The 22,117-nt window shown below is 69.7% G+C and carries 16 protein-coding genes and 2 pseudogenes; 10 read left to right on the top strand and 8 right to left on the bottom strand.

Translation table 11 applies throughout. From position 1 onward, the window contains the following. The first annotated feature begins 104 nt into the window (after positions 1-104). Positions 105-395 carry a hypothetical protein gene (locus tag AB0I54_RS38720; RefSeq protein ID WP_363300999.1) on the top strand — a complete coding sequence of 97 codons (291 nt, stop codon included), beginning with the start codon at positions 105-107 and terminating at the stop codon, positions 393-395. A gap of 592 nt (positions 396-987) precedes the next feature. Then, positions 988-1,449 (top strand): CBS domain-containing protein, encoded by a 462-nt coding sequence (locus AB0I54_RS38725; protein WP_363301000.1) that lies wholly within the window; start codon positions 988-990, stop codon positions 1,447-1,449. Here AB0I54_RS38725 and AB0I54_RS38730 read toward each other — a convergent pair. After that, entirely contained in the window at positions 1,429-1,800 is a 372-nt protein-coding gene (locus tag AB0I54_RS38730; RefSeq protein ID WP_363301001.1) for an STAS domain-containing protein, read from the bottom strand. The genes AB0I54_RS38725 and AB0I54_RS38730 overlap by 21 nt on opposite strands. A 270-nt stretch (positions 1,801-2,070) precedes the next feature. Between AB0I54_RS38730 and AB0I54_RS38735 the strand changes: the two genes are divergently transcribed. Together AB0I54_RS38735 and AB0I54_RS38740 are read left to right on the top strand one after the other, a co-directional pair. Then, entirely contained in the window at positions 2,071-3,333 is a 1,263-nt protein-coding gene (locus AB0I54_RS38735; RefSeq protein ID WP_363301002.1) for a cation:proton antiporter, read from the top strand. Next, positions 3,330-4,628: an ArsB/NhaD family transporter gene (locus AB0I54_RS38740; protein WP_363301003.1), complete on the top strand. Its 1,299-nt coding sequence runs from the start codon at positions 3,330-3,332 to the stop codon at positions 4,626-4,628. Before AB0I54_RS38735 ends, AB0I54_RS38740 begins: the two co-directional genes overlap by 4 nt. Before the next feature lie 902 nt (positions 4,629-5,530). Here AB0I54_RS38740 and AB0I54_RS38745 read toward each other — a convergent pair. Beyond that, a complete protein-coding gene (locus AB0I54_RS38745; RefSeq protein ID WP_363301004.1) occupies positions 5,531-7,222 on the bottom strand; it encodes an acetolactate synthase large subunit in 1,692 nt (563 codons plus the stop codon). 210 nt (positions 7,223-7,432) lie between these two features. On the opposite strand from AB0I54_RS38745, the gene AB0I54_RS38750 reads away from it, so the two are divergent. The 6 genes from AB0I54_RS38750 (at position 7,433) to putP (ending at position 17,219) form a co-directional block, all read left to right on the top strand. Then, a complete protein-coding gene (locus AB0I54_RS38750) occupies positions 7,433-8,170 on the top strand; it encodes a flavodoxin family protein (protein ID WP_363301005.1) in 738 nt (245 codons plus the stop codon). Positions 8,171-9,010: 840 nt separating this feature from the next. Next, positions 9,011-9,871 (top strand): hypothetical protein, encoded by an 861-nt coding sequence (locus tag AB0I54_RS38755; protein WP_363301006.1) that lies wholly within the window; start codon positions 9,011-9,013, stop codon positions 9,869-9,871. 20 nt (positions 9,872-9,891) lie between these two features. Next, on the top strand, positions 9,892-10,443 hold the full coding sequence (locus tag AB0I54_RS38760) for a hypothetical protein (RefSeq protein ID WP_363301007.1): 552 nt from the start codon (positions 9,892-9,894) through the stop codon (positions 10,441-10,443). A gap of 111 nt (positions 10,444-10,554) precedes the next feature. Next, positions 10,555-10,950 carry a class I SAM-dependent methyltransferase gene (locus AB0I54_RS38765; RefSeq protein ID WP_363301008.1) on the top strand — a complete coding sequence of 132 codons (396 nt, stop codon included), beginning with the start codon at positions 10,555-10,557 and terminating at the stop codon, positions 10,948-10,950. A 63-nt stretch (positions 10,951-11,013) separates the two neighbouring features. After that, complete coding sequence (locus AB0I54_RS38770; protein WP_363301009.1) at positions 11,014-13,545, top strand: SpoIIE family protein phosphatase; 2,532 nt, start codon at positions 11,014-11,016, stop codon at positions 13,543-13,545. Positions 13,546-13,637: 92 nt separating this feature from the next. Continuing rightward, entirely contained in the window at positions 13,638-17,219 is a 3,582-nt protein-coding gene (putP, locus tag AB0I54_RS38775) for a sodium/proline symporter PutP (protein WP_363301011.1), read from the top strand. A gap of 45 nt (positions 17,220-17,264) precedes the next feature. On the opposite strand, the pseudogene AB0I54_RS38780 reads toward putP, so the two are convergent. The 6 genes and pseudogenes from AB0I54_RS38780 to AB0I54_RS38805 all read right to left on the bottom strand — a co-directional run. Further along, a pseudogene (locus tag AB0I54_RS38780) lies at positions 17,265-17,454 on the bottom strand (IS21 family transposase); the annotation flags it as partial. 300 nt (positions 17,455-17,754) lie between these two features. Next, positions 17,755-18,639 carry an alpha/beta hydrolase gene (locus AB0I54_RS38785; RefSeq protein WP_363301012.1) on the bottom strand — a complete coding sequence of 295 codons (885 nt, stop codon included), beginning with the start codon at positions 18,637-18,639 and terminating at the stop codon, positions 17,755-17,757. Beyond that, positions 18,636-19,688: a branched-chain amino acid ABC transporter permease gene (locus AB0I54_RS38790; RefSeq protein WP_363301013.1), complete on the bottom strand. Its 1,053-nt coding sequence runs from the start codon at positions 19,686-19,688 to the stop codon at positions 18,636-18,638. Before AB0I54_RS38790 ends, AB0I54_RS38785 begins: the two co-directional genes overlap by 4 nt. Continuing rightward, positions 19,685-20,644, bottom strand: a complete 960-nt coding sequence (locus tag AB0I54_RS38795; RefSeq protein WP_363301014.1) for a branched-chain amino acid ABC transporter permease — start codon at positions 20,642-20,644, stop codon at positions 19,685-19,687. Before AB0I54_RS38795 ends, AB0I54_RS38790 begins: the two co-directional genes overlap by 4 nt. Then, positions 20,644-21,379: pseudogene (locus AB0I54_RS38800) on the bottom strand (ABC transporter ATP-binding protein). The gene AB0I54_RS38795 and the pseudogene AB0I54_RS38800 overlap by 1 nt, the downstream one beginning before the upstream one ends. Beyond that, a complete protein-coding gene (locus AB0I54_RS38805; protein ID WP_363301015.1) occupies positions 21,376-22,116 on the bottom strand; it encodes an ABC transporter ATP-binding protein in 741 nt (246 codons plus the stop codon). Before AB0I54_RS38805 ends, AB0I54_RS38800 begins: the two are co-directional and overlap by 4 nt. Position 22,117: the final 1 nt, after the last annotated feature.

The following is a 22,117-nucleotide window of genomic DNA, read 5'->3' on the forward strand; positions in this document are numbered from 1 at the left end:
GGAGGCGCGGCCTGCTCTTGGGAGGGCGCGGGTGGTGACGGCTGGTGGGCGTGAGGGGGTGACGGCTCATGGCGAAGGGGCGGACCGGACGCCGATGTCCGACCGTGACCCTGTGGCGTTGGCGGCGCAGCCCGCTGCGGCGGACCAGCGATCTCGTCGAAGCCTGGGTGCTGGTCGCCGCCTGGGTGCTGGCTCTGCTGGGCGGTGCTGCCGCGGGTGTGATGACGGCGGTGGTGGCTGGCCGGGACTCGGAGGGAAAACGGGCGGAGCGCCGGGAGGTCGTGGCTGTCGTCGTCAACATTGTGTCGGACGGGGTGGCCACCCGTTTCAGTGATGGCAGCCGAGTACCGGACGAGGTGCGATGGACGGCCCCGGACGGGCACACCCGCACCTGACGGACCAAGGTGACAGCTGGCGGCCGTGCGGGGAGCCAGGTGCAGATATGGACAGACGCACGGGGCGAGTTGGCGGCGCAGCCCGCTGATCCGCCGGAGGCACGGTTGCGGGCAACCATGGTTGGCGTGCTGGCAGCGGCTGGCACCGGCGGTCCGGTGTGGGTGGGCCCGCGTGCGGTGCCCGGGGCGCTGGACCGGCGGCGTCCGGGGCAATCGGTCATGGAATGGGAGCGGATCCATACGCACTGGGGTGGGAAAGCCGGCTGAGCCGGCGGCAGCCGACGAGTCCAGCCTCGAGGCGGGTCGACGGCAGCCCACACACACTCGGTGATCGATACAGCTGGAAGCGGTGTTCGACCTTTCTCTGCCTCAACTCCATGGTGTGCACGGCAAGTTACGCATCGATGCTCGTCCGGCACGGCTGCTGTCGTGTGCACCTGTTCAGGTGCCAGAACGGGGTCGGCGGAGAGCCACCCACGTCGATTGCATCACAATGTCAGGGGAACCCTCGCGCGACGGTTGGCCCACGTGCTGCGTGCCGCGGCCCGTGACGCTTCCCTCCGACGCGACACAGAACAATCAGGAGCCGACCGTGCGGGCACGAGACCTGGCAGTGGAGTACGAGACCGTGGGCGTCGACACCGACGCCATGGCGGCGGCACGGCTGATGGCCGAACACAGGCTGCCCGCCCTGCTTGTCCTCGATGAGCAGGGAGCGCCGAAGGCGATCCTGCCCGCCTCCCAGATGATCAAGACCTTGGTGCCGGCGTACGTCATCGAAGATCCGACGCTGGCTGCGGTGGTCGACGAGCGCCACGCCGACCGGCTGTGCCAGGCGCTCAAGGGCCGTACGGTGCGTGACTGCCTCTCCAAGAGCGTGCCCGCGCCGCCGGTCGCCGAGTCCGACGCGACCGCGCTGGAGGTCGCCGCGCTGATGGCGCAGGTCCGTAGCCCGCTGGTGGCCGTGGTCGACAAGGACAAGAGCGGCGTGCGGCTGCTCGGTGTGATCACCGCCGCTCACTTGCTCGAACGACTACTGATCGCCGCCTCCTGAGCCGAACGGGCCGTCCCCTTCGTAGAGGGGGAGGACTCGCTCCAGGCCCAGCCGGCTCAGCGTCCTGTGGGCCTGGGGAGGGGTATGGGTGACGACCACCCGCATGCCGTACAACCGCGCTGTGCGCAAAGCCATGAAGAAGACCGCATCGCCGTCGGAGCTCAGGTGCGACACGTTGCCCAGATCCATCTCAAGGACCTTCGGCCGGGATCGCAGCACGTCCCGCAGACGGTCTCCGACCAGCCCGGCGTTCCTGGACGTGATCTCCCCGGAGAGCCGGAGGAAGACATGGTCCGGTGACGAGGTGGTTATGTGACCGCGGCGACGGAAACGGTGCAGTGGATGCCGCATCGGTGGCTCCAGGACAGAGGACGGCCGACCGCCGACCAGCCGTCCCGGCACACCTGAGCCTCAATACAGGTCGCACGGCCTGCCCCCGCGGCGTGGGCCGGCCCGGCCGGCACCTGACATTGCCGGGCTCCGGCAATGTTCGCGCCGGAGGGGTGCGCATAAGGAGCCTGTCAGAGATGCATCAAGGACAGGTAAGGTTCTACCCGGTGTGCCGGGAAGCCTGGTCGGCGAGTTGAGGACAGTTCTCTCTTCCGATCGGGGCGTTTTGCCATGGTGCTGGTGGTGGTGTTCGGCGTCGCGCTGCTGGTGGCGGTGCTGCTGTCGGGCCTTGCGGCTCGGACGGTGCTCTCCACGTCCTTCCTTTTCCTGGTCGGCGGTGCGCTCGTCAGTGACGGCTTCCTCGGGCTGATCCACATCACTCCGGACAGCGAGATCGTGTCGGTGACGGCCGACCTGGCTCTTTTCGCGGTGCTGTTCACCGACGGCATGCACGTCGCATTGCCGAAGCTGCGTGCGAACTGGAGGAACCCGGCGCGCGCCCTGGGCCTGGGCATGCCGCTCGCGTTCGTCTTCATGGCCCTGGTGACCCACTTCCTGGTGGGCCTCGACTGGACGACGTCGTTCCTGGTGGGCGCGGTCCTGGCGCCGACCGACCCGGTGTTCGCCTCGGCGATCGTGGGCCGCAGCGAGGTCCCGGCCAAACTGCGTCAGCTGCTGAACGTGGAGAGCGGCATCAACGACGGACTCGCCCTGCCGGTCGTGATGCTCCTGATCGCCGCGGCCGGTCCGACGGCCACCGGCCTGGAAGCGTCCCCCGGGAAGATCGCGCTGGAGCTGTTGCTCGGCCTTCTCCTCGGCGTCGTTCTGCCCCTGTTCGCTGGCGGGCTGGTGCGGTTCCGGCTGCTGGGCGCGGAGCCCAAGCTGCAGCCCCTGCTGCCGCTGGCGACGGGGATCATCCTCTATGCGACCTGCCACCTCACACACGCCAACCCGTACCTTGCGGCCTTCTCGGCGGGTGCGGCCCTCGCGCACGTTTCGCCGGAGGCGAAGGCATCCTTCGAACCGCTCGGCGAGGCGCTGGCGGAGCTGGCGAAGTTCGCAGCGCTACTGGTCTTCGGCGCGCTGCTCACACCCCGGCTCTTCGGTGACCTGTCGCTCGGCGGATACGCCGCCGTGATCCTGGCGATCTTCCTGATCCGCCCGGCATCGCTGCTGCTGTCCCTGCTCGGTACCACCATCTCCCGCAAAGAGAAGCTCGTCGCCGCCTGGTTCGGCCCGAAGGGCTTTGCCTCCGTGGTGTACGGGCTGCTGGTGCTGCAGTCCGGCATCCCGCAGGCGAAGGAGGCGTTCACACTGATAGCCGTCTGCATCGCCTTCTCGATCATCGCCCACAGCTCCACCGACGTGCCCATCGCCCGCGCCTTCGACGTCGAGGACCTGGCGGGCATCCCGGACGGGCGCGACGACGCGGACGTCCCGAAGACTCCCCAGACCACGGCTCTGCAGGCCCACGGAGGAACCGGAGGAACGTGAACGACTGGCACAGCTGGGCCGCGATCGTCGTCTTCGTCGGCGCGTACGCCCTGATCATCAGTGAGAAGATCCACCGTGTCGCCGTGGCACTCGGCGGCGCGGGCCTGATGCTGGCGATCGGGGCGACCGACGACGTCTCGGCGTTCTACTCCGAGGACTCCGGCATTGACTGGAACGTCATCTTCCTGCTCATGGGCATGATGATGATCGTCGGCGTGCTGAAGAAGACGGGCATGTTCGAGTACCTGGCCATCTGGGCAGTCAAGCGCGCGCGTGCGAAGCCGTTCCGAGTCATGGCCATGCTCGTCATCATCACGGCCGTGGCCTCGGCGCTGCTCGACAATGTGACCACGGTCCTGCTGGTCGCCCCGGTGACCCTGCTGGTGTGCGAGCGCCTCGCGCTGCCCGCCGCGCCGTTCCTCATCGCCGAGGTGATGGCCTCGAACATCGGCGGAACCGCCACCCTGGTCGGTGATCCGCCCAATATCATCATCGCCAGCCGGGCCGGCCTGACCTTCAACGACTTCCTCGTCCACCTCGCCCCGCTTGCCGCCGTCCTGGTGGCCGTCCTTCTCGTCCTGTGCCGGGTGATGTTCCGCAAGTCCTTCGTCTACGACGAGGACCGCGCCGCCGAGATCATGGCGCTCGAGGAGGGCGAAGCCATCAAGAACCCGCGCCTGCTCGTCCAGGGACTGCTCGTCCTGGCCCTGGTCGTGGCCGGTTTCGTCCTGCACCCCGTGCTGCACTACGCGCCCAGCATCGTCGCCCTGCTCGGCGCGGGGCTGCTCGTCGCCGTCTCCGACGTCGACACCCACGACGTCCTGGCCGAGGTGGAGTGGCCCACCCTCGCCTTCTTCGCCGGCCTGTTCATCATGATCGGCGGCCTCATCGACACCGGCGTCGTCAGCCAGGTCTCCCAGAAACTGGCGGACGCGATCGGCGGCAACGAACTCGGCGGCTCCCTGGGCCTGCTGGGCGGCTCGGCAGTGCTGTCCGGCATCGTCGACAACATCCCGTACGTCGCCACCATGGCCCCCATCACCAGCGACCTGGTCCGCGCCATGGGCGGCTCCAGCGACCACGTCCTGTGGTGGGCGCTCGCCCTCGGTGCCGACCTGGGCGGCAACGCCACCGCCATCGGCGCCTCCGCCAACGTCGTCGTCCTCGGCATCGCCGAACGCAACCGGCAGCCCATCTCCTTCTGGCGGTTCACCAAGTACGGCCTCGTCGTGACCGCCGTGACCGTGGCGATCTCCCTCGGCTACGTGTGGCTGCGGTACTTCGCGTTCGCGTGATCGACGGCCGACGGATCGCGGTCGGCGTCAAACCCCCCGTCAAGGGAACCTGAGCAGGCGTCAGAGGTGTGTCAACGAACGCCGTCAACGGTCCGTGGCGTGACGTTGGACGGCTCGTGTCGATCATGGCCGGCACCACGCGCAGTCCCGAGGCGGGGGCCGGGACTGCCGCGCAGACAACGCACGGAACCGTCGCCCCCGCTCCAGGCCACCGGGGATCGCGGCCGAGCGGGGGCCGAGGCCGAACGGCCCGAGCGCCGCCTCCGCCGCGAGGCCGTGGTCGTGTGGGCCGCTCTGCGCCGCCGCTACTGGGCGACCGTGCCCGCGCGGCTGTGTCTTCTGCGCGCCGCCACGGCCTTGCTCGGCGTGCCCTTACCGGGACTCTTGCAGAAAGCCCCGGCGTTCACGCCGGGGATGAATGCATCTCAAGACCGCCGTGGAGGACATGCCGACGCCCGCCGCTCCATCGGCCACCAGCTGCGCACGCCGGCCGTAGCCGGTGAGGGCGACCGCCCGCCGAGAAGACCGAGGAGTCCGTCACCGACGACTTCGCGGAGTACCAGGAGCTGATCGGCCGTGCTCTGGCCACCGTGGCCCAGGCGGCCGCCCGCTGCGCACGGGTCGGCCGTCGCACGCCCGGTAAGTGGAACGCCCGAGCCTCGGCGAGCGCCCAGGGCAGGCCCGGTTGAGGAGCGTCCAGGATCGCGGGCGGACGGGCCGCGGGGAACAACTGCACATGGACGCTGGTCGTCTGTCGCCTCAGCTCGCAATCACGCGGTCGCGGCATAGCGCCTCCACTCCTGCTGGGCGCGTGGTGGTGCGACGGGCGGCGGTCCGCCGTCGAGAGGCGCGCACCGGATGGTCCCGTCGATCCGCGCTTGGCCAATTCCTGTGCCGACTGGTCAGAACGGGCCGTGGAGACTGCCCAGTCTGTCGGTCAAGCGCAGGTTCTCGGAGTAGTCGACCGGACAGGCGATCACGGAGACCGTGTCGTCGTCGAGGGCGCGGCGCAGCACGGGCAGCAGTTGGTCGGCGCTCTCGATCCGGTAGCCGCGAGCGCCGAAGCTCTCGGCGTAGGCGACGAGGTCCGGGTTGGTGAACCGGGTGTGGCTGTGGCGGCCGAGTTCGAGTTCCATCTTCCAGGTGATCAGGCCGTATTCCTGATCCACCAGGACGAGGACGACCAGCGGGATCCGCTCGCGGACGGCTGTCTCCAATTCCTGGGAGTTCATCAGGAACGAGCCGTCACCCATCATCGCCAGCACGCGCCGGTCCGGCCTCGCCAGCTTGGCGGCAATGGCGCCCGGCAGCGCGAATCCCATGGTGGACAGGCCGTTGGAGACCAGGCAGGTGTCCGGTTCGTAAGTGGGATAGAGGCGGGACATCCACATCTTTCCGGCGCCGGTGTCGGCGAGCACGATGTCCTGGCGGTCCAGCGCGGTGCGGACATCGGTCACCACACGCTGGGGCACCAGCGGGAAGGCATCATTGTCGCGTCCGTACTGGAGTTCCTCGTCGAGCAGGGTGCGGATCTTCTCGCTGCTTCCCGAGTCGTAGGTCAGTCCGTCGGGCAGTGCTGCCGTCAGTGCGTCCAGTGCCTGGGAGGGGTCTCCTTCGACGCCGACCGTGACCGGGTAGTGGGCGTCCACTTCGGCGGGGAAACAGTGCACGTGCACGATCCGCTTGTCGCCGTTCGGGTTGATCTTGGCCGGGTCGAACTCCTGGATCTCGTAACCCACACAGATCAGCACGTCGGCCGTGTCGAAGCCGAAGTTTCCGTAGTCGTGGCGCATGAAGCCGACCGCGCCGAGGGCGTTCGGGTGGTCGTCGGGGAAGACGCCCTTGCCGTGGAACGTGGTCGCCACCGGGATGTTCAGCCGCTCGGCGAAGCGTACGAGAGCGGCCGAGGCGCCTGTCCTGGCGGCGCCGTGGCCGGCCAGCACAACGGGGTGTCGTGCGGCGGCGAGCACCTCCACGGCCCGTGCGATCTGTGAGGGAGAGGGCGCATCGGCCCGCACCGCGTCGATCTGCAAAGGCGCAAGCGGCTCGGTGGGACCTTCGGCCTCGATGTCTTCGGGCACGGCCAGGAACACGGCTCCGGGCCGTTCGCTCTGCGCGGTCTTGAAGGCCTTGCGCGTCATCTCCGGCACCGCGTCCGGACACTCGATGCGGGCCGCCCACTGGGTGACGGGAGCGAACATCGACACCAGGTCGATGACCTGGTGCGACTCCTTGTGGATGCGGCGAAGCGATCCCTGGGCAGCCAGGGCCACCATGGGTGCGCTGTTGGTCGTGGCGTCCGCGGTGCCGAGCAGCAGATTGATCGCACCGGGCCCCAGCGTGGCCGAGCACACCCCGGCCCGGCCGGTCAGCCGACCGTAGATCTCAGCCATGAACGAGGCAGCCTGCTCGTGGCGCACCAGAATGTACCGGATCCCGGAGTTGTTCAGCGCATCGACGAAGCGGATGTTCTCCTCGCCGGGGATCCCGAAGACGTACTCCACGCCCTCGGCCCGCAGACAGCGCACCAGCAGATGCGCGACGTCCTCCACTGCTGCCGTGTTCCGCGACCCGGTCGCCCCTTCGATACCCATAGGGCGAACGTAGGCATGCCTCCAGGCCCCCGACCATTTGACGCAGCCGATCGGGGCAGCCCGTGGTGGGCGGGCGCACCACGGCTGAGTTCAAGCAACGCTCGGGCCATTCGGAGGTGCTGCGGTAGCACCTACCGAGGCTTGACCGGACGCTGGATTCGGATGTGGACGTCGCCGCCCTTCGTGCGGCAGCAAGTCTGGGAGGACCGTGTGACCGCTTCCTCGCCCGCCACCGACGCACCGCCGGCCCGGTACGACGACCTGCACGCGCTGGTGTTCAACTGCACCTTGAAGCGCTCCCCGGAGACCAGCAACACGCAGGGACTGATCGACCGCTGCACCGGCATCCTGGACGCCCAAGGAGTGCACGTCGAGGTCGAACGGGCCGTCGACTACGACATCGCCACCGGGGTGTGGCCCGACATGACAAAGCACGGCTGGGAGACGGACGCCTGGCCCGGCCTTTACCAGCAGGTCCTGGCAGCCGACATCCTCGTGCTGGCCGGCCCCATCTGGCTGGGCGACAACAGCTCCGTGATGAAGCGCGTGATCGAACGCCTCTACGCCTGCTCGAGCCTGCTCAACGAAGCCGGCCAGTACGCCTATTACGGCCGTGTCGGCGGCTGCCTGATCACCGGCAATGAGGACGGCGTCAAGCACTGCGCCATGAACGTGCTCTACAGCCTGCAGCACTTGGGCTACACCATCCCTCCCCAGGCGGACGCCGGCTGGATCGGCGAGGCGGGCCCCGGCCCCTCCTACCTCGACCCCGGATCGGGCGGCCCGGAGAACGACTTCACCAACCGCAACACCACCTTCATGACCTGGAACCTGCTGCACCTGGCCCGGGCATTGAAGGACCTGGGCGGCATCCCCGCCTACGGCAACCAGCGCACCGCCTGGGACGCCGGCTGCCGCCGCGACTACGAAAACCCCGAACACCGGTAGGAGAACCAACGGCTGGGGCAGCGCGCCCGTCCGACAAGCAGCGTCTGACCCCGAGCCAAGGCGGGAGAGGAGAACGCAGGAGAGCCGTCACACGTATCCCTCCCCGGGCGCTCCTGATACCTCCCGACTTCACGTCCCGCACACGGGTGGTCGCGTCGGGCCCGGTCCTCCTCGAAGGACGGGCGGTCGGATTCGCTCCGGTCACGTCGGCGCACGTCAGTACGGACGACGCGGCGACCTGGCGCCCCGCCGAACTCGAACCGATCACGGTCATCGCTGGCTTGGCGTGGGTAGTCCTGCATAGGGTTCGCAGTCCCTGGCGACCACGCTCTCAGCGCCCGCGCCATGGACGCGGTGGGGAACACCCGGCCCATGGAGCGGACTTGGAACCTGGGCGGCTTTGCCAACAACGTTGTCCACTGCGCTCCAGTGTTCTGCCGGACCCCGTCGACACCGCGTGACAACCGTTCTGGCGGCGAGCCGCGGGGTTGCCCGAGGCAGTGGTTCGACCGTTCGGCTGGCGGTCGACACCCGCTTGCACCTCAGGCCCGGACAGCCCACCTGACCTGTGCCGGCTTGGAAGTGTCCTTGTTGACCGGAGGAGGCGGCCGATGGAAAGTCGCGGGCACCCGCCGGTTCGGACCCGTCCAGTGGGCCTCGGCGCCGGAGACCGGGCGACAAGTCGGCGGGCGAGTGGCTGAAGCGCGTGCGCGGCGCCGTGGCGACCGCCGGTGCGGCGAGCGCTGCCTGGGCCCATGCGGCGGCGCAGCGCATCGGACAGATGCCCCCGCCCCCGGGTCCGTTCCGTCCAGGGTTCTGGCGCAGTCCGATGCGAGGGCCTTGGCTGACGTCGATGTTCGGTCTGGTCTTCCTGATCGGGATTCCCTGCTGTTCGTCACCGGACTGCTCTCCTACGCCTCCTGCAACCCCGGGCTGAGCCCGCTCAACGACGAGACCCCAGACAAGGGCGTGCTGGGCTTCTACCTCTTCAGCCGGCCCACGCAGCCGTACTGGCTCTATCGGTTGCTCCAAGCCGTGCGCGTGACGCTGGGCGTGGTCCTCGTGCCAGTGTTGCTGGCCAAGTCGTGGTCGGTGATCCCGAAGCGGTTCGAGTGGCTGCCGATGCGCTCCGTCGCCCACGCATTGGAGCGGCTGTCCCTGCTTCGTCTGCACTTCTACGGCGCCTCGGTGTGCATCGACGCCTTCGTCGTCCATGTGAGCTTCAGACTCCGCCGGATGACACGGGCCCTGCGCCCTCACAGCCTTGCCGCCGAACTGCGCACCGACCTCGCCCACACCGTGCCCGAACTCCCCGATCCCGACGGCCTGGTGGCGGGATCCGCCCTCCCGCCGACGATGACCCGCCGCGGCGCGGTGGGCACGGTGGGCGCCGGCTCGCGGCTCCTCCCCGTGGTGACCGCCGGACAGAGCATCGGCGGCCTGATGCGCGGCACGGCGCTGCTCGCACCACACAACCGCGACCCAGACCGCGGCCCGAACGGCTTCCAGATCAACAAGACGGCGGCGAAGGTTGGCGTCACCCCTGCGCTGGTCGGCCCCAGCTGGCGCCTGAAGGTGCACGGACGCGGAGCCCCGCCTCCGGCTTGCCGATCTCGCGGCCATGGCAGGCATGCCGGACGCCGGAAGTGTCCTGGTCGAATCCATCCAACCGCCGGGGCCCGTTCACCAGGGTCGTGCTGAAGGGCAACCAGATACGCGGCGTGAACAACACCAAGTGGGCCCACCGGCTCACCTTCAGGGGCGTGACCATGGCACGATGCGTCCGCTGGTACGGCTCCGGACCCCTGCGCCTTATGGTCCTGATCGCCTCGTTCGCCCTCACCGGCTACGCCATGGTGCGCCTGTTCGCCGTCCGGCCGCTGGAGGTGGCGCTCTGGTTCGTCGGTGCGGCCGTCCTCCACAACCCCATCCTGCTGCCCTTGTATGCGCTGGCCGACCTGCCGGCGCTCTCCGGGCTGAGGCACCGTGCCACCGACGCACCGATGGTGCCCAGGATCAACTGCCTGCGTGTCCCGGCCTTCCTGTCAGGTCTGCTCCTGCTGGTCTGGTTCCCCCTCGTCTTTCGTCTTGCTGTGCCCTACCCCGGTGACACCCGGCTGTCCGACGGCGTCTACCTCGGCCGCTGGCCGGCCGTCACCGGCGTGCCCTTCGCTGCCTCCGCTGTGGCCTTCGCGCTCAGGCTTCGCCGCGTACGGCGGGTCGGCCGCGGCGACGACAGCCGACCCGTCACCAGTCACGGCGCCACAGCGTGACCACCGATGAGGACGAGCTGTACGGCGCCGACGGGGATCCCTACGCGCTGGCTCTGCGACCGAGCCCGCGGGCCGGTGTACCTGCGGCCGGCGGCCGGGCACCGTGTCCGGATGCCGGCCTACCGCTGGCACGCACGGTCCACAGTGGCCGACAAGACCGTGCTGGAACGCTGCGTCGGGCCCGTCCTCGACGTCGGCTGTGGGCCAGGCCGTTTGCGCAGAGAACTCCTCGGCCCGGGAGTCTTCGCCCTCGGGGTCGACATCGCACCCCGCGCGGTCGCGCTGACCTGTGCCCTGGGTGGGCTTGCACTCTGCGGATCGGCCTTCGATCAGCTGCCGGCCGAGAGAGGCTGGCAGACTCTTCTGCCTCTTCTGCCTCTTCTGCTCATCGACGGCGACATCGGTATCGGAGGGGACCCGCGCAGCCTGCTGCACCGCTGTCGTGGGCTCGTCGCGCCGACGGGTCGCCTCGTCGTCGAGGCAGGGGCGCGCGGGCCGGGGCGCTGAGCGGTCAAAGTATTTAGTGTGTGAGTGGCGATTCAGTCGTTCATCTACCTAGACGAGTGTTCCGTGACGGAAGAGCAGCGGGCGCCCGAGTTGCCCGGCGCGCTTGGAGCAGAGCAGGCCGCGGACCTGCCGTACCAGCAGTCCGCCTTGGACGCTGCTCGCGTCGTGGCTCAGGGCGCCGCCGTTGTTGCTGCTGTGCTGGGTGCGGCGGGTCTGTTCGGCTGGGTCTTCGGCATCGACGTCCTGAGGCGCGTGCCCGGTGCCGACGCGACCATGAACGCCAACACCGCCGTGGCGCTGTTGGCACTCGGAATCTCCCTGTTTCTGGTGGCTCGCAGATGCGTCACGCCGTGGTTGATCACCACGGCCCGTGGGGCCGCAGCCCTGGTGGCCTTGATCGGCGGGCTCACCGTTGTGGAGTACGTGACCGGGGTGGGCCTGGGCATCGATGAGCTGCTCTTCAGGGACGACACGGTGCGGGTGGCGGCAGAGGCGCCTGGACGGATGGCACCGAACACGGCCACGGCACTGGTGATCGGGGGCGTGGCAGCCCTGTGCGCGAGCTCGTCCCGGCTTCCAGCCTGGACGAGCCAGGTCCCGGGCCTGGCCGTTCTCACGCTGGGAATGCTGCGGCTGTACGGGTTCGCGTATGCCGTACCCGAGCTGGAACGGTTCGGCGCCTACAAAGGCATGGCCCTGTACACCGGCCTGGCTCTGGTGCTGCTGGGCATGGCCGCCTTCCTCGCCCGGCCGGACCGGGGTCCTGCCGGCCTGCTGATGAACGCGGGTACGACGGGGGCGCTGGGGCGCCGCCTGTTCGCCACCGTCCTGGTCGTACCGCCGCTGCTGGGCTGGCTCGTCCTGGCCGGTGAGGACGCGGCACTGTTCGGTTCGCGTCTGGGCACCGCGCTGCTGGTCTGCGGGCAGGTGGCTGTGTTCACCGCGGTCATCTTCTCGGCCTTGCTCGTGGGCCGCCGTATCGAGGTGGCCCACGCCCGTGCGGAATGGCAGGTGCGACAGAACGAACTGCTGCAGGCGTTCATGGACCACACACCCGCGGTGGTGTTCATCAAGGACCTGGACGGGCGCTTCCTGGCGGTCAACACCACGTTCGAGGAGAGCCTGGGCCTGTCCCGCGAGCGGGTACTGGGCCGCCGGGACCGGGATGTCATGCCGTCCGACCTCGCGCGTCAGGCGCGGGCCGCAGACCTTGCCATGCTGGCAGGGGGTACCCCCGTGCAGCGGGAGGAGTTGCTCGCCCTGCCGGGCGGCCCACGAGACCTCCTCACCACTCTGTTCCCGCTCACCACGCCGTCCGGCAAGCCCTACGCCATCGGTGGCGTGGTCACCGACATCACAGAACGAGTCGCGGCCCAGCACGAGGTCCGGCGCGCTCACCAGCGCTTCCTGGCACTGCTGGAATCCGCGCCTGACGCCACCCTGATCACGGACGGCCACGGCACCATCATCATGGCCAACGCTCAGGTGCAACGATTGTTCGGACATGCGCCGGCCGACCTCGTCGGCACCCAGGTCATCGATCTGGTCCCCGTCCCGCGACGTCGACGGCACAGTGCCTTCCTCGGCGCCTACCTGCGGCAGGCGGACCCCAAGCCGATCGTCCTGGACCAGGGTCTGTACGGGCTGCACACCGACGGCAGTGAGTTTCCCGTCGAGGTGAGCCTCAGCAGCCTCCAGGCCGATGAGGGGAGGCTGGTGTTCCTGTCCGTGAGGGACATCACCGAACGCAGGCAGGCCGAGGCCGAACGCGCCGAGCGCTACGAGGAGCACCGACGCATCGCCTACACCCTGCAGCACAGTCTCATGGGCGAGCCGTCCCGTCTGCCCCACTTGCCCAGCGCCCACCGGTACCTGGCGTCCGTCCAGGACCCCGGAGTCGGCGGCGACTGGTTCGACGTCATTGCCCTGGACCGGGAGCGCACCGGCATCGTCGTCGGCGACGTGATGGGCCGGGGGCTGGAGGCAGCGGCCGTCATGGGGCAGCTGCGCGCAGCCTCCCACGCGCTTGCCCGCACGGGCATGCCTCCCAGTGAGCTGATGGCCGGGCTGGACGCGTTCGTCAATGACCTGGCGGACCAGCTCGTCACCTGCGTCTACCTGGTGGTGGACCAGAGCGGCCATGAGGTCACCCTGTGCTCGGCAGGACACCTCCCGGTAATCGTCCTGCCCCCGAACGGGCCCGCCCGCCGACTGCAGGCACCGGTTGGTGTGCCGCTGGGCGTCAATGATTCGTGCGGCGGCGGCGTGCCGTTCCGGCAGACGACCCAGCCGCTGCCACCGGGCAGCACTCTCGCGCTCTACACCGACGGACTGGTCGAGAGGCCCGGTACCGACATCGAGGCCCAGATCGACATCCTCGCCCACACTCTCAACGATGCGCTGAAGGGCGCTCCCACAGATCCGGACAGCCTCGATCAAGCCGCTGACCGGCTGATCAGAATCCTCATCCCGGAGACGGCCAAGCATGACGACGACGTGACGCTGCTCCTGATCGGGGTGCCCAAGCCCGATGCGGCACACTCCCGCAGTGAGCGTGTGAGCCCCCCCGCGCGCCGTGTTTCCGGCCCACAGTGACCGAAATCTGTACATTTATCTTGTAGGAGCTACGAGCTGTCAGGCGTGCGACGGTGGCGCCCGTGCCCAGAGACCACGCAGGTGAGGGCAGTATGTTCGACTTGAGTGCGCCGATCGTGGTCACGTTCCTCGTGTACGTGGCCGTCATGGTCGGGACAGGTGTCTGGGCGTACAGCCGCACTCATACCTTCGCCGATTTCGCCCTCGGGGGCCGCAGGCTCAGCGCGTTTGTTGCCGCCCTGTCCGCAGGGGCCAGCGACATGTCCGGCTGGCTGTTTCTCGCGTTTCCCGGCGCGGTGTACGCGGCCGGTGTCGGCGCCAGCTGGATCGCGGTCGGTCTGGTGCTCGGTACCTATCTCAACTGGCTGCTCGTTGCGCCGAGGCTGCGCACCTATACCGAGCGCGCCGGGAACGCCGTGAGCCTGTCGGCCTATCTGGAGGAGCGGTTCGAGGACCGCACCTGGATGCTTCGGATGGTCTCGGCGGTGGTCACGCTTGTGTTCTTCACCGTCTACGTCGCCAGTGGGCTGGTGGCCGGCGGGCTGCTGTTCGAGCAAATCTTCGATGTCAGGTTCGGGCTCGGAGTGGCCCTGACCGCCCTGGTGATCGTCATCTACTCGTGCCTGGGCGGCTTCCTCGCCGTGAGCCTCACGCACGTCATGCAGGCCACGCTGATGTTCCTTGCCCTGCTCGTGCTCCCCGTCGTCGGCATCGGGGTACTGGGCGGCTTCGGTGCGGTGCGCGACACCCTCAACAGCAAGACACCCAGCTTGCTGGACATGGGTGCCAGGGTCGACTTCACGGACGGACGGTGGTCGGCAGGCGGGTCGCTCGGCGTCGTTGCGATCACCTCCCTGCTCGCCTGGGGTCTGGGCTATTTCGGTCAGCCGCACATCCTGGCCCGCTTCATGGGCATCCGCAGCACCGGCGCCATCCCCACAGCCCGACGCATCGAAACCGGGTGGGTGGTCGTCGTGCTCACCGGCGCCACGCTCGTCGGCCTGGTGGGCATCGCGCAGACCGGCGCGCCGCTCAACGACCCGCAGACGGTGTACATCACCCTGAGCCGCACACTGTTCGATCCGTGGGGCGCCGGGGTGATGCTGATCGCCGTACTGGCCGCGATCATCTCGACCGCGGACAGCCAGCTCCTCGTGTCGTCCGTCGCTCTCACCGAGGACTTCTACCGCGCGTTCCTCAACCGACGCGCCTCGGACAGCGCACTGGTGTGGGTCGGTCGCGCCGCTGTCGTCGTCGTGACCGTGGTGGCCTTCGTGATCGCGCTCAGGGGCGGCGGGTTGCTGGGCATCGTCGCGTACGCCTGGGCAGGCTTCGGAGCCGCCTTCGGGCCGGTCGTCCTTCTCTCGTTGTACTGGCCGCGCATGACCTGGGCCGGGGCCATGGCCGGGATCGTGTCGGGTGCGGCAACCGTGCTGCTGTGGAAGAAGATCAATCCGCTGCTCGGCCCTCTCGAGTCGGGTGTGTACGAAATGGTCCCGGGTGTCGTGGTCGCCACGGTCGCCGCGCTGGTCTTCGGCAGGTTCGTCGGTCGGCCCCCGAAACGGGCCTTCTGGCGGATGCCGGGTGGCGGCGTGAGCCAGCTGGTGCTCACTCCCTTCCTCGCCCACGCACCGGTCGGCATCGCAGTCCTCGACACGGACCTGCGGTATGTGTGGGTGAACGAGCCGCTGGACCGAGAGATCCCCCTCGAGCGGCGGCTGGGCCGACGGCTGGCGGAAGTGCTGCCCAAGGCGGAGGCCGAGGCCCTTGAGGAGAAGCTGCGCGGGGTTCTGGAGACCGGCGATTCGGTGATGGACTACGAGTACCGCGGCCCCAGCCACACCGACCCCGACCACAGCCGCGCGATCTCCGCCTCCTTCTTCGCCATGAAGGACCGCCACGGCCGGAACGTGGGTGTCTGGTACATGGTCATCGATGTCACCGAGCGCTGGCGGGCGCAGGAACGCCTGGCCCTGCTCAACGACGCCGCTGCCCGTATCGGCAGCACCCTGGACGTGACACGGACCGCGCAGGAACTGGCCGACAACGCCGTGCCGTCCGTTGCCGACTTCGTCGCCGTCGACCTCTTGGACTCCGTCACGAGAGGTGAGGAGCCGGCCCCCGGGCCGGTCGGTATGGCGCCCGTCATCCGGCGCGCGGGGCAGCAGTCGGTGCGTCAGGGCTGCCCCGAGGCGACGCTGGCAGTGGGAGAAACGGTTCGGCGCGCACCTTGCTCACCCGTGACCCGATGCCTGCTGGAGAGCAGAACCCTCGTGGAACGGACTCTGGACCAGACCGCCAGCCTGTGGGTGACCCAGGACGAGTCGACAGGCGCGTCCATCCGCGACTACGACATCCGATCGGTGATGGTGGTTCCGGTGCGGGCGCGCGGGGTCACCCTGGGCGCGGCGACGTTCGCCCGTTCCCGGCGACTGGGCCCGTTCGAGGAGGACGACGTACGTCTCGCCGAGGAACTCGTCTCCCGCGCAGCGGTGTGCATCGACAACGCGCGCCGTTTCACCCGCGAGCGCACCGCGGCCCGTTCCATGCAGCGCTACTTGCTGCCGCAGGAACTGACGGGAGGGTCTGCTCTGGAGGTGGCGTCGTGGTATCTCCCGGCGGATGCCCCCACTGGTGTGGGCGGCGACTGGTTCGACGTGATTCCGCTCTCCGGGGCACGCGTCGCACTGGTCGTCGGAGACGTGGCCGGGCACGGCATCAACGCCGCAGCGACCATGGGACGCCTGCGCACTGCCGTACGCACGCTCGCCAACCTCGACCACTCTCCGGACGAACTGCTGGCTCATCTGGACGACCTGGTCATCGGCCTCATGGGCGCCCAAGGCAGCGACGGATCGACGGCGGCCGAGGACGCCGCCGCGGGTACCGCGTTCATGGGAGCCACCTGCCTGTACGCCGTCTACGACCCGGTCAGCAGGCGGTGCACGCTGGCCCGGGCCGGTCACCTCCCGCCGGTGATCGTCGGTCCCGACGGCAGCGCCGAAATCGTGGACCTGCCCGCCGGACCGCCACTCGGCCTGGGGTACCTCCCCTTCCAGTCCGTCGAAATGGAACTGGCCGAAGGCAGCCTGATCGCGCTCTATACCGACGGCCTCATCGAGTCCTTCGACCGGGACATCGACGTCGGACTCTCTCGGCTGGGTAATATCCTCGCCGCGCCTCGGCCGACACTGGAGGAGAGCGGCCGCAGGGTGATCGACGACTTGCTGGCCAATCCGCCGTCCGACGACGCGGCACTGCTCCTTGCCCGGACCCATGCCCTGCCCCGGGACCGGGTCGTCTCCTGGGATCTGCCCAGCGATCCGGCCACCGTGGCGCACGCCCGCGCCCTCGCCGCCCAGCAGTTGACGGAGTGGGGCATACCCGATCTGACGTTCACCACCGAGCTCATCGTCAGCGAACTGGTCACCAACGCCATCCGCCACGCGAGTGGACCGGTCTGCCTCCGCTTGATCCGGGAACGCAGCCTGATCTGCGAGGTCTCCGACGCCAGCAGCACCTCGCCACGCCTGCGCCACGCCCGGACCACCGACGAGGGAGGGCGGGGCTTGCTGATCGTGGCCCAGCTTGCCCACCGTTGGGGCACCCGCTACACGACGACCGGCAAGATCATCTGGGCGGAACAGGCTGTTCCGGACGGCGCCGCCACCTAGCCACCTCGCCCGCCACACCACCTCGGCTACACCACCGGGCGGGACGCCGATCCGCTCCGCGGTCACCGTCGCGGGTATCGTCGGCGTCTCCCGAAGAAGCTCGCGGATCTGCACCTCGACCGCGTCCACGGCCGAGCCCTGTTGTTCGAGATGCCCAGATGCCTCGCGATCGCCCTGATCGGCAACTGTCCGGCCGGTGCAGCCTGCGGATCTCTGCCCAGCCTTCCACGTGGATCGCCTTCCCCTCTGACCTTGATCACCAAGGCCAGGTCAGACGGAGATCACCAAGTAGGTAAGATTTGATACGCCGTCAGTGAGCCCGTGTCGAGCCGTCGCCGAGACGGGAATGGTGAAGTCTTGCTGGATCCCCCGCCGGCGTGAGAGGGCGAGATGTGCGCGGTCAGCTCGCCGCCGGCCGCCGGCCAGGGGCCGTCCCCGAGCGCATCCTGATGCTGCTTCGGGGAGTGTGGGGGCGCTGCCCCGCCTCCGGCTCGGCGCGGAAGGCCCCGCTCGGTAACCCGGGGCGGAGGTGGTGCTACATCTGCCTCAGCTCGGCGTGCACCGCCTCCGCGACGGCTGCCGTCGCGTTCTCCGCGAGCAGGATCGTGTAGTGGTTGGTGTCGTCGATCCGGCGGGTGGTGATCCGGTCCGGGTCGAGGTCGCCCGCGGCGAGGCGTCCCTCGTCGTACAGGCCCTGGGGTTCGTTCATCACTCCGCGCTGTGCCCACAGCAGGGTGCCGCGCACCTGGGGCTGGTGGACGGCGGCCAGCGTCTCGGTGTCGCCGAGGGGGCCCGCGCCGTCGGCCCGGATCGCGTCCAGGACGCAGCTGCTGTGCATCTCGGGGGGCTCGCCGGTCAGATCGCGGTCCACGTATGCCTGGACGTGCGGGCCCCAGTGGGCGGTGAGGGACGGGTGCTCGCGGAAGTGTGTGTGGTACGCCTCGAGGTTCGGGAAGGTCTCCTTGAGCCGGCGCATCGCGGGTCCGATGACGGACTCGATGGCCTCGTCGATGTCCGTGCCTCCCGGGATGGGGAAGCCGAGGCCGCCGTCGACGAGGACCACGCGGGGGAAGCGGTCCGGGTGCCGGGCGGCGGCCACCGCGGCGATGAAGGCCCCGAGCGAGTGGCCGACGAGCAGCGCCTGTCGCAGGTTCAGGTGGTCGAGCAGGGCGAGGATGTCCTCGACGTGGGCGGGAATGCCGTACGGCCCCGGCAGTGCGGCGCTGTGGGCCCGGCCGCGCAGGTCCGGGGCGTACAGGTCGACGTCGCCGAGCTGCTCGGCGGCGGCGACGAAGGCCAGGCCGTTGGCGGTGATGCCGTGCAGCGCGATGACCGCGGGCCCCTTGCCGGGCCACCGGGTCACGGCGAGGTCGCCTCCTCGCACCGGGACGGCGAGTTCCTGCGCAGTACGCATGGTCATGCGGACTTCCTCCTTCTGCCCGGTGCGGCCAGGCCGCCCGGGGCCACATGGACGGCCACCACGAACAGTGTGCCGAGGACGAGCATGGGTTCCACGCCCAGGTGCCAGCCCGGCAGCCGCTGGTCGAGGTAGGTGAACAGGACACCGCCGACGACCGGTCCCCAGCGGGTGCCGCTGCCGCCGAGCACCACCATGACCAGGAGCGTGAGGGTGAAGTCGGGTGTGCTGGTGCGGGGTGTGGCGCCCTCGGTGACGAGCAGGTGCAGGGCGCCGCCGAGCACGGCCAGTGCGCTGGCCAGGGTGAAGGCGGCGAGCTTGTACGCGAAGGGGCTGCGGCCGAGGACCGCGACCCGCTGTTCGTTGTCCCTGATGCCCTGCCAGGTCCGGCCGATCGGCCGCGCCGTGGCCGTCCACACGACGGTGGCGACCAGGGCGAGGTAGCCGAGGGCGAGCCAGTAGACGTTGACCGTGTTCTGCACGCCGACCAGCGTCGCGGGCACGCCCTCGGTGCTCAGCGTCAGGCCCTCTTCGCCGCCGGTCAGGCCGCCCGGGTTGCGTTCCACCCAGATCGCTCCGGCCTGCGCGAAGGCCAGCGTGACCATGGCGAACCCGATCGGTCCCAGGGCGACGGAGCGCAGCGAGACGGCGCCGATGAGGACGGCGAGCGCGGTCCCAGCGACCAGAGTGAGCAGCGCGGCGGGCAGCAGCGCCAGACCGAGATGGGTCATGGCCAGCTGGGTGCCGTACGCGCCGCCTGCCACGTAGAGGGCGTGCCCGAAGGAGAGCAGTCCGGTACGGCCGAACATCAGGTCGTAGCTGAGTGCGAGCCCCGCGAAGAGCAGGCAGAGCGCGAACAGCTGAAGGGATCCGGGGGAGTTGACGGGTCCGTCCAGCAGCACGGGGATGTTCAGCGCCGAGAACGGCAGCAGGAGCAGGACGAGCAGCACCGCGGCGGGTGCCAGGACGGTCCGCCCGCGGCGCAGTGCTCCCGGTCCGCCCGGCTCGGATGGGTTGGCGGGCGGTGCGGGTGCGGTGTTGGTGAGGGTCATGCCGTACCTTCCGGGTGCGCCCCGCCACCGGGGCGGGAGGATGCCTTTGCGGCCTCGGGGGGACCCGCGCCGAGCAGCTGCCGCAGCCTCCTCGGCAGGGTGGAGCCCCCGGCGGGGCGGCCGAGCACGACGACGGCGAGCAGGACGACCACCGCGAGGTCGCCGTATCCGCCCGCGTAGAAGTTGGCGTACTGCTGTACCAGCCCGACGACGAGCGAGGCCAGCGCCACCCCCGTCAAGGAGCCCAGGCCGCCGATGATGACGACGACGAACGCGAAGATCAGGTACGAGGTGCCGCCGTGCGGGGAGATGGAGCCGAAGTACAGCCCGCCCAGCACGCCCGCGAGCCCGGCGAGCGCCCCGCCGAGGGCGAAGACGAGCGCGAACGCACGGGTCACGTCGATGCCGAGCGCCCGCACCATGGCCCGGTCCTCGACACCGGCGCGCACGATCAGGCCGTGGCGGGTCCGGTTGAGGAAGAGCTGTACGGCGATCAGCACGGCGACGGCGGCCGCGATCAGGACGAAGCGGTTGACCGGCACCCGGGCGCCGAGCACACCGACGGTTCCGGTCAGCGCGTCCGGGACGGGGAAGGTGCGCGCCTCGGCGCCCCACGCGGTCTGCACCAGGGCCGGGACGGCGAGAGACAGGCCCACGGTGACCAGGATCTGCTCGCGAGGGCGGCCGTAGAGCCCTCGGATGAGTACGAACTCGACGACCAGGGCCAGCGCGAGCCCGACCACCGTGCCCACCACGACGGCCAGCAACAGCCCGGGCATCCCGCCGACGGTGGACGTGGTACGCCAGGCTGCGTAGACGGCCACGGTGAGGAAGGCGCCGTGGGCGAAGTTGAGCACGTCCATCAGTCCGAAGATCAGGGCGAGTCCGGAGGCGAGCAGGAAGTACAGCGCGCTCAGCCCGAGTCCGGTGAGGGTGAGCAGGACCAGGGTGTCCATCAGACGGCTCCAGGGGCGGTACGGCTGGCGACGCCGAGCAGCACGGTGGCCAGCTCGCGGTCGGCGAGGAGTTCCTGGGCACCGCCGGTGTGCACTACGTGTCCGGCGTCCAGGACCACGGCGTCGTGGGCCAGGCGCCGTACGACGGCGAGGTTCTGCTCGACGAGCAGCAGCGGTACCCGCTCGGCGGCCCGTTCGAGCACCTCGGCGACCTCGGTGACCACGCGGGGGGGCCAGGCCCTTGGTGGGTTCGTCGACGATGATCAGACGGTTGTCGTTGAGCAGGGTGCGGGCGATGGCGACCATCTGCTGCTGGCCGCCGGACAGGGTGCCGGCGGCCTGGTCGCGGCGGGCGTGCAGTTCGGGGAAGAGGTCGTGGACCAGGTCGTAGTGGTGGTGGGTGTCCGGTCGTTCGGCCAGGGCCAGGTTCTCGGAGACCGTCAGGCCCGCGAAGACGCCGCGGTCCTCCGGGGCGTAGCCGATGCCCGCACAGACGATCCGGTGGGTCGCCTCGTGGGTGATGTCCCGGCCGTCGAAGACGATCCGGCCGCCGGTGACCCGGCCGCCGTCGGGCAGCAGCCCCAGCACGGAGCGGACCGTGGTGGTCTTGCCGACCCCGTTCCGGCCGAGCAGGGCGGTGACCCCGGTGGCGGCCACCTCGAAGCCGACGCCGTGCAGGATCCGCGAGCCGGCGATCTGCACGCTCAGCTCGCTCACGGTGAGGACTGCGGTCACAGCTCGGCCCCCATATATGCCTCCTGGACGGCCGCGTTCGCCATCACCTCGTCCGGACTGCCGGTGGTCAGCAGGGTGCCGTGGTCCATGACCGCGACCCGGTCGGCGAGGCCCAGCACGATCTCCATGTGGTGCTCCACCATCAGTACGCCGCGGCCCTCCTGTCGGTGCAGTTCCCTGATCACGTCGGACAGTTCGCCGGTCTCCTCGGTGGCCGTCCCGGCCATCGGCTCGTCGAGCAGCATCAGCCGCGGCCCGGACGACGTCCCGCGCAGGGTGGGCGCGAGCAACATCGCCAGTTCGAGCTTGCGCCGGTCGCCGTGCGAGAGGTCCGCGGCGAGCATCGGCGCCCGCTCGGCCAGCCGTACGCGCTTGAGTACGGCGCGCACGTCCGCCGGGCCGACCCGGCCGGACCCGGCGGAGCGCGCCGCGAACTCCACGTGCTCGGCGACGGTCATGGTGGCGAAGACCGAGGAGGTCTGGAAGGTCCTCCCCAGCCCGCGCCGGGCCCGCCGGTGCGGCGGCAGGCCCGTGATGTCGGCACCGTCGAGGCGGATCGTGCCGCCGGTCGGCCGGGCCAACCCACTCACCAGGTTGAACAGCGAGGTCTTGCCCGCACCGTTGGGTCCGATGACCGCGAGGAACTCCCCTTCGGCCACGGTGAGCGAGACATCGCTGAGGATGCGGGCCCCGCCGACCGCCCAGCTGAGCCGCTCTGTCTGCAGTACGTCCGTCATC

It is taken from the genome of Streptomyces sp. NPDC050625 (genome assembly GCF_040654755.1).
Lineage (GTDB): Bacteria > Actinomycetota > Actinomycetes > Streptomycetales > Streptomycetaceae > Streptomyces.

Bases quoted from the DNA above. Each gene is read 5' to 3' on its own strand.
- AB0I54_RS38735 (WP_363301002.1), top strand. From the start codon at position 2,071: ATGGTGCTGGTGGTGGTGTTCGGCGTCGCGCTGCTGGTGGCGGTGCTG.
- putP (WP_363301011.1), top strand. From the start codon at position 13,638: ATGTTCGACTTGAGTGCGCCGATCGTGGTCACGTTCCTCGTGTACGTG.
- AB0I54_RS38785 (WP_363301012.1), bottom strand. From the start codon at position 18,639: ATGACCATGCGTACTGCGCAGGAACTCGCCGTCCCGGTGCGAGGAGGC.
- AB0I54_RS38730 (WP_363301001.1), bottom strand. From the start codon at position 1,800: ATGCGGCATCCACTGCACCGTTTCCGTCGCCGCGGTCACATAACCACC.
- AB0I54_RS38765 (WP_363301008.1), top strand. From the start codon at position 10,555: ATGCCGGCCTACCGCTGGCACGCACGGTCCACAGTGGCCGACAAGACC.
- AB0I54_RS38795 (WP_363301014.1), bottom strand. From the start codon at position 20,644: ATGGACACCCTGGTCCTGCTCACCCTCACCGGACTCGGGCTGAGCGCG.
- AB0I54_RS38745 (WP_363301004.1), bottom strand. From the start codon at position 7,222: ATGGGTATCGAAGGGGCGACCGGGTCGCGGAACACGGCAGCAGTGGAG.
- AB0I54_RS38805 (WP_363301015.1), bottom strand. From the start codon at position 22,116: ATGACGGACGTACTGCAGACAGAGCGGCTCAGCTGGGCGGTCGGCGGG.
- AB0I54_RS38790 (WP_363301013.1), bottom strand. From the start codon at position 19,688: ATGACCCTCACCAACACCGCACCCGCACCGCCCGCCAACCCATCCGAG.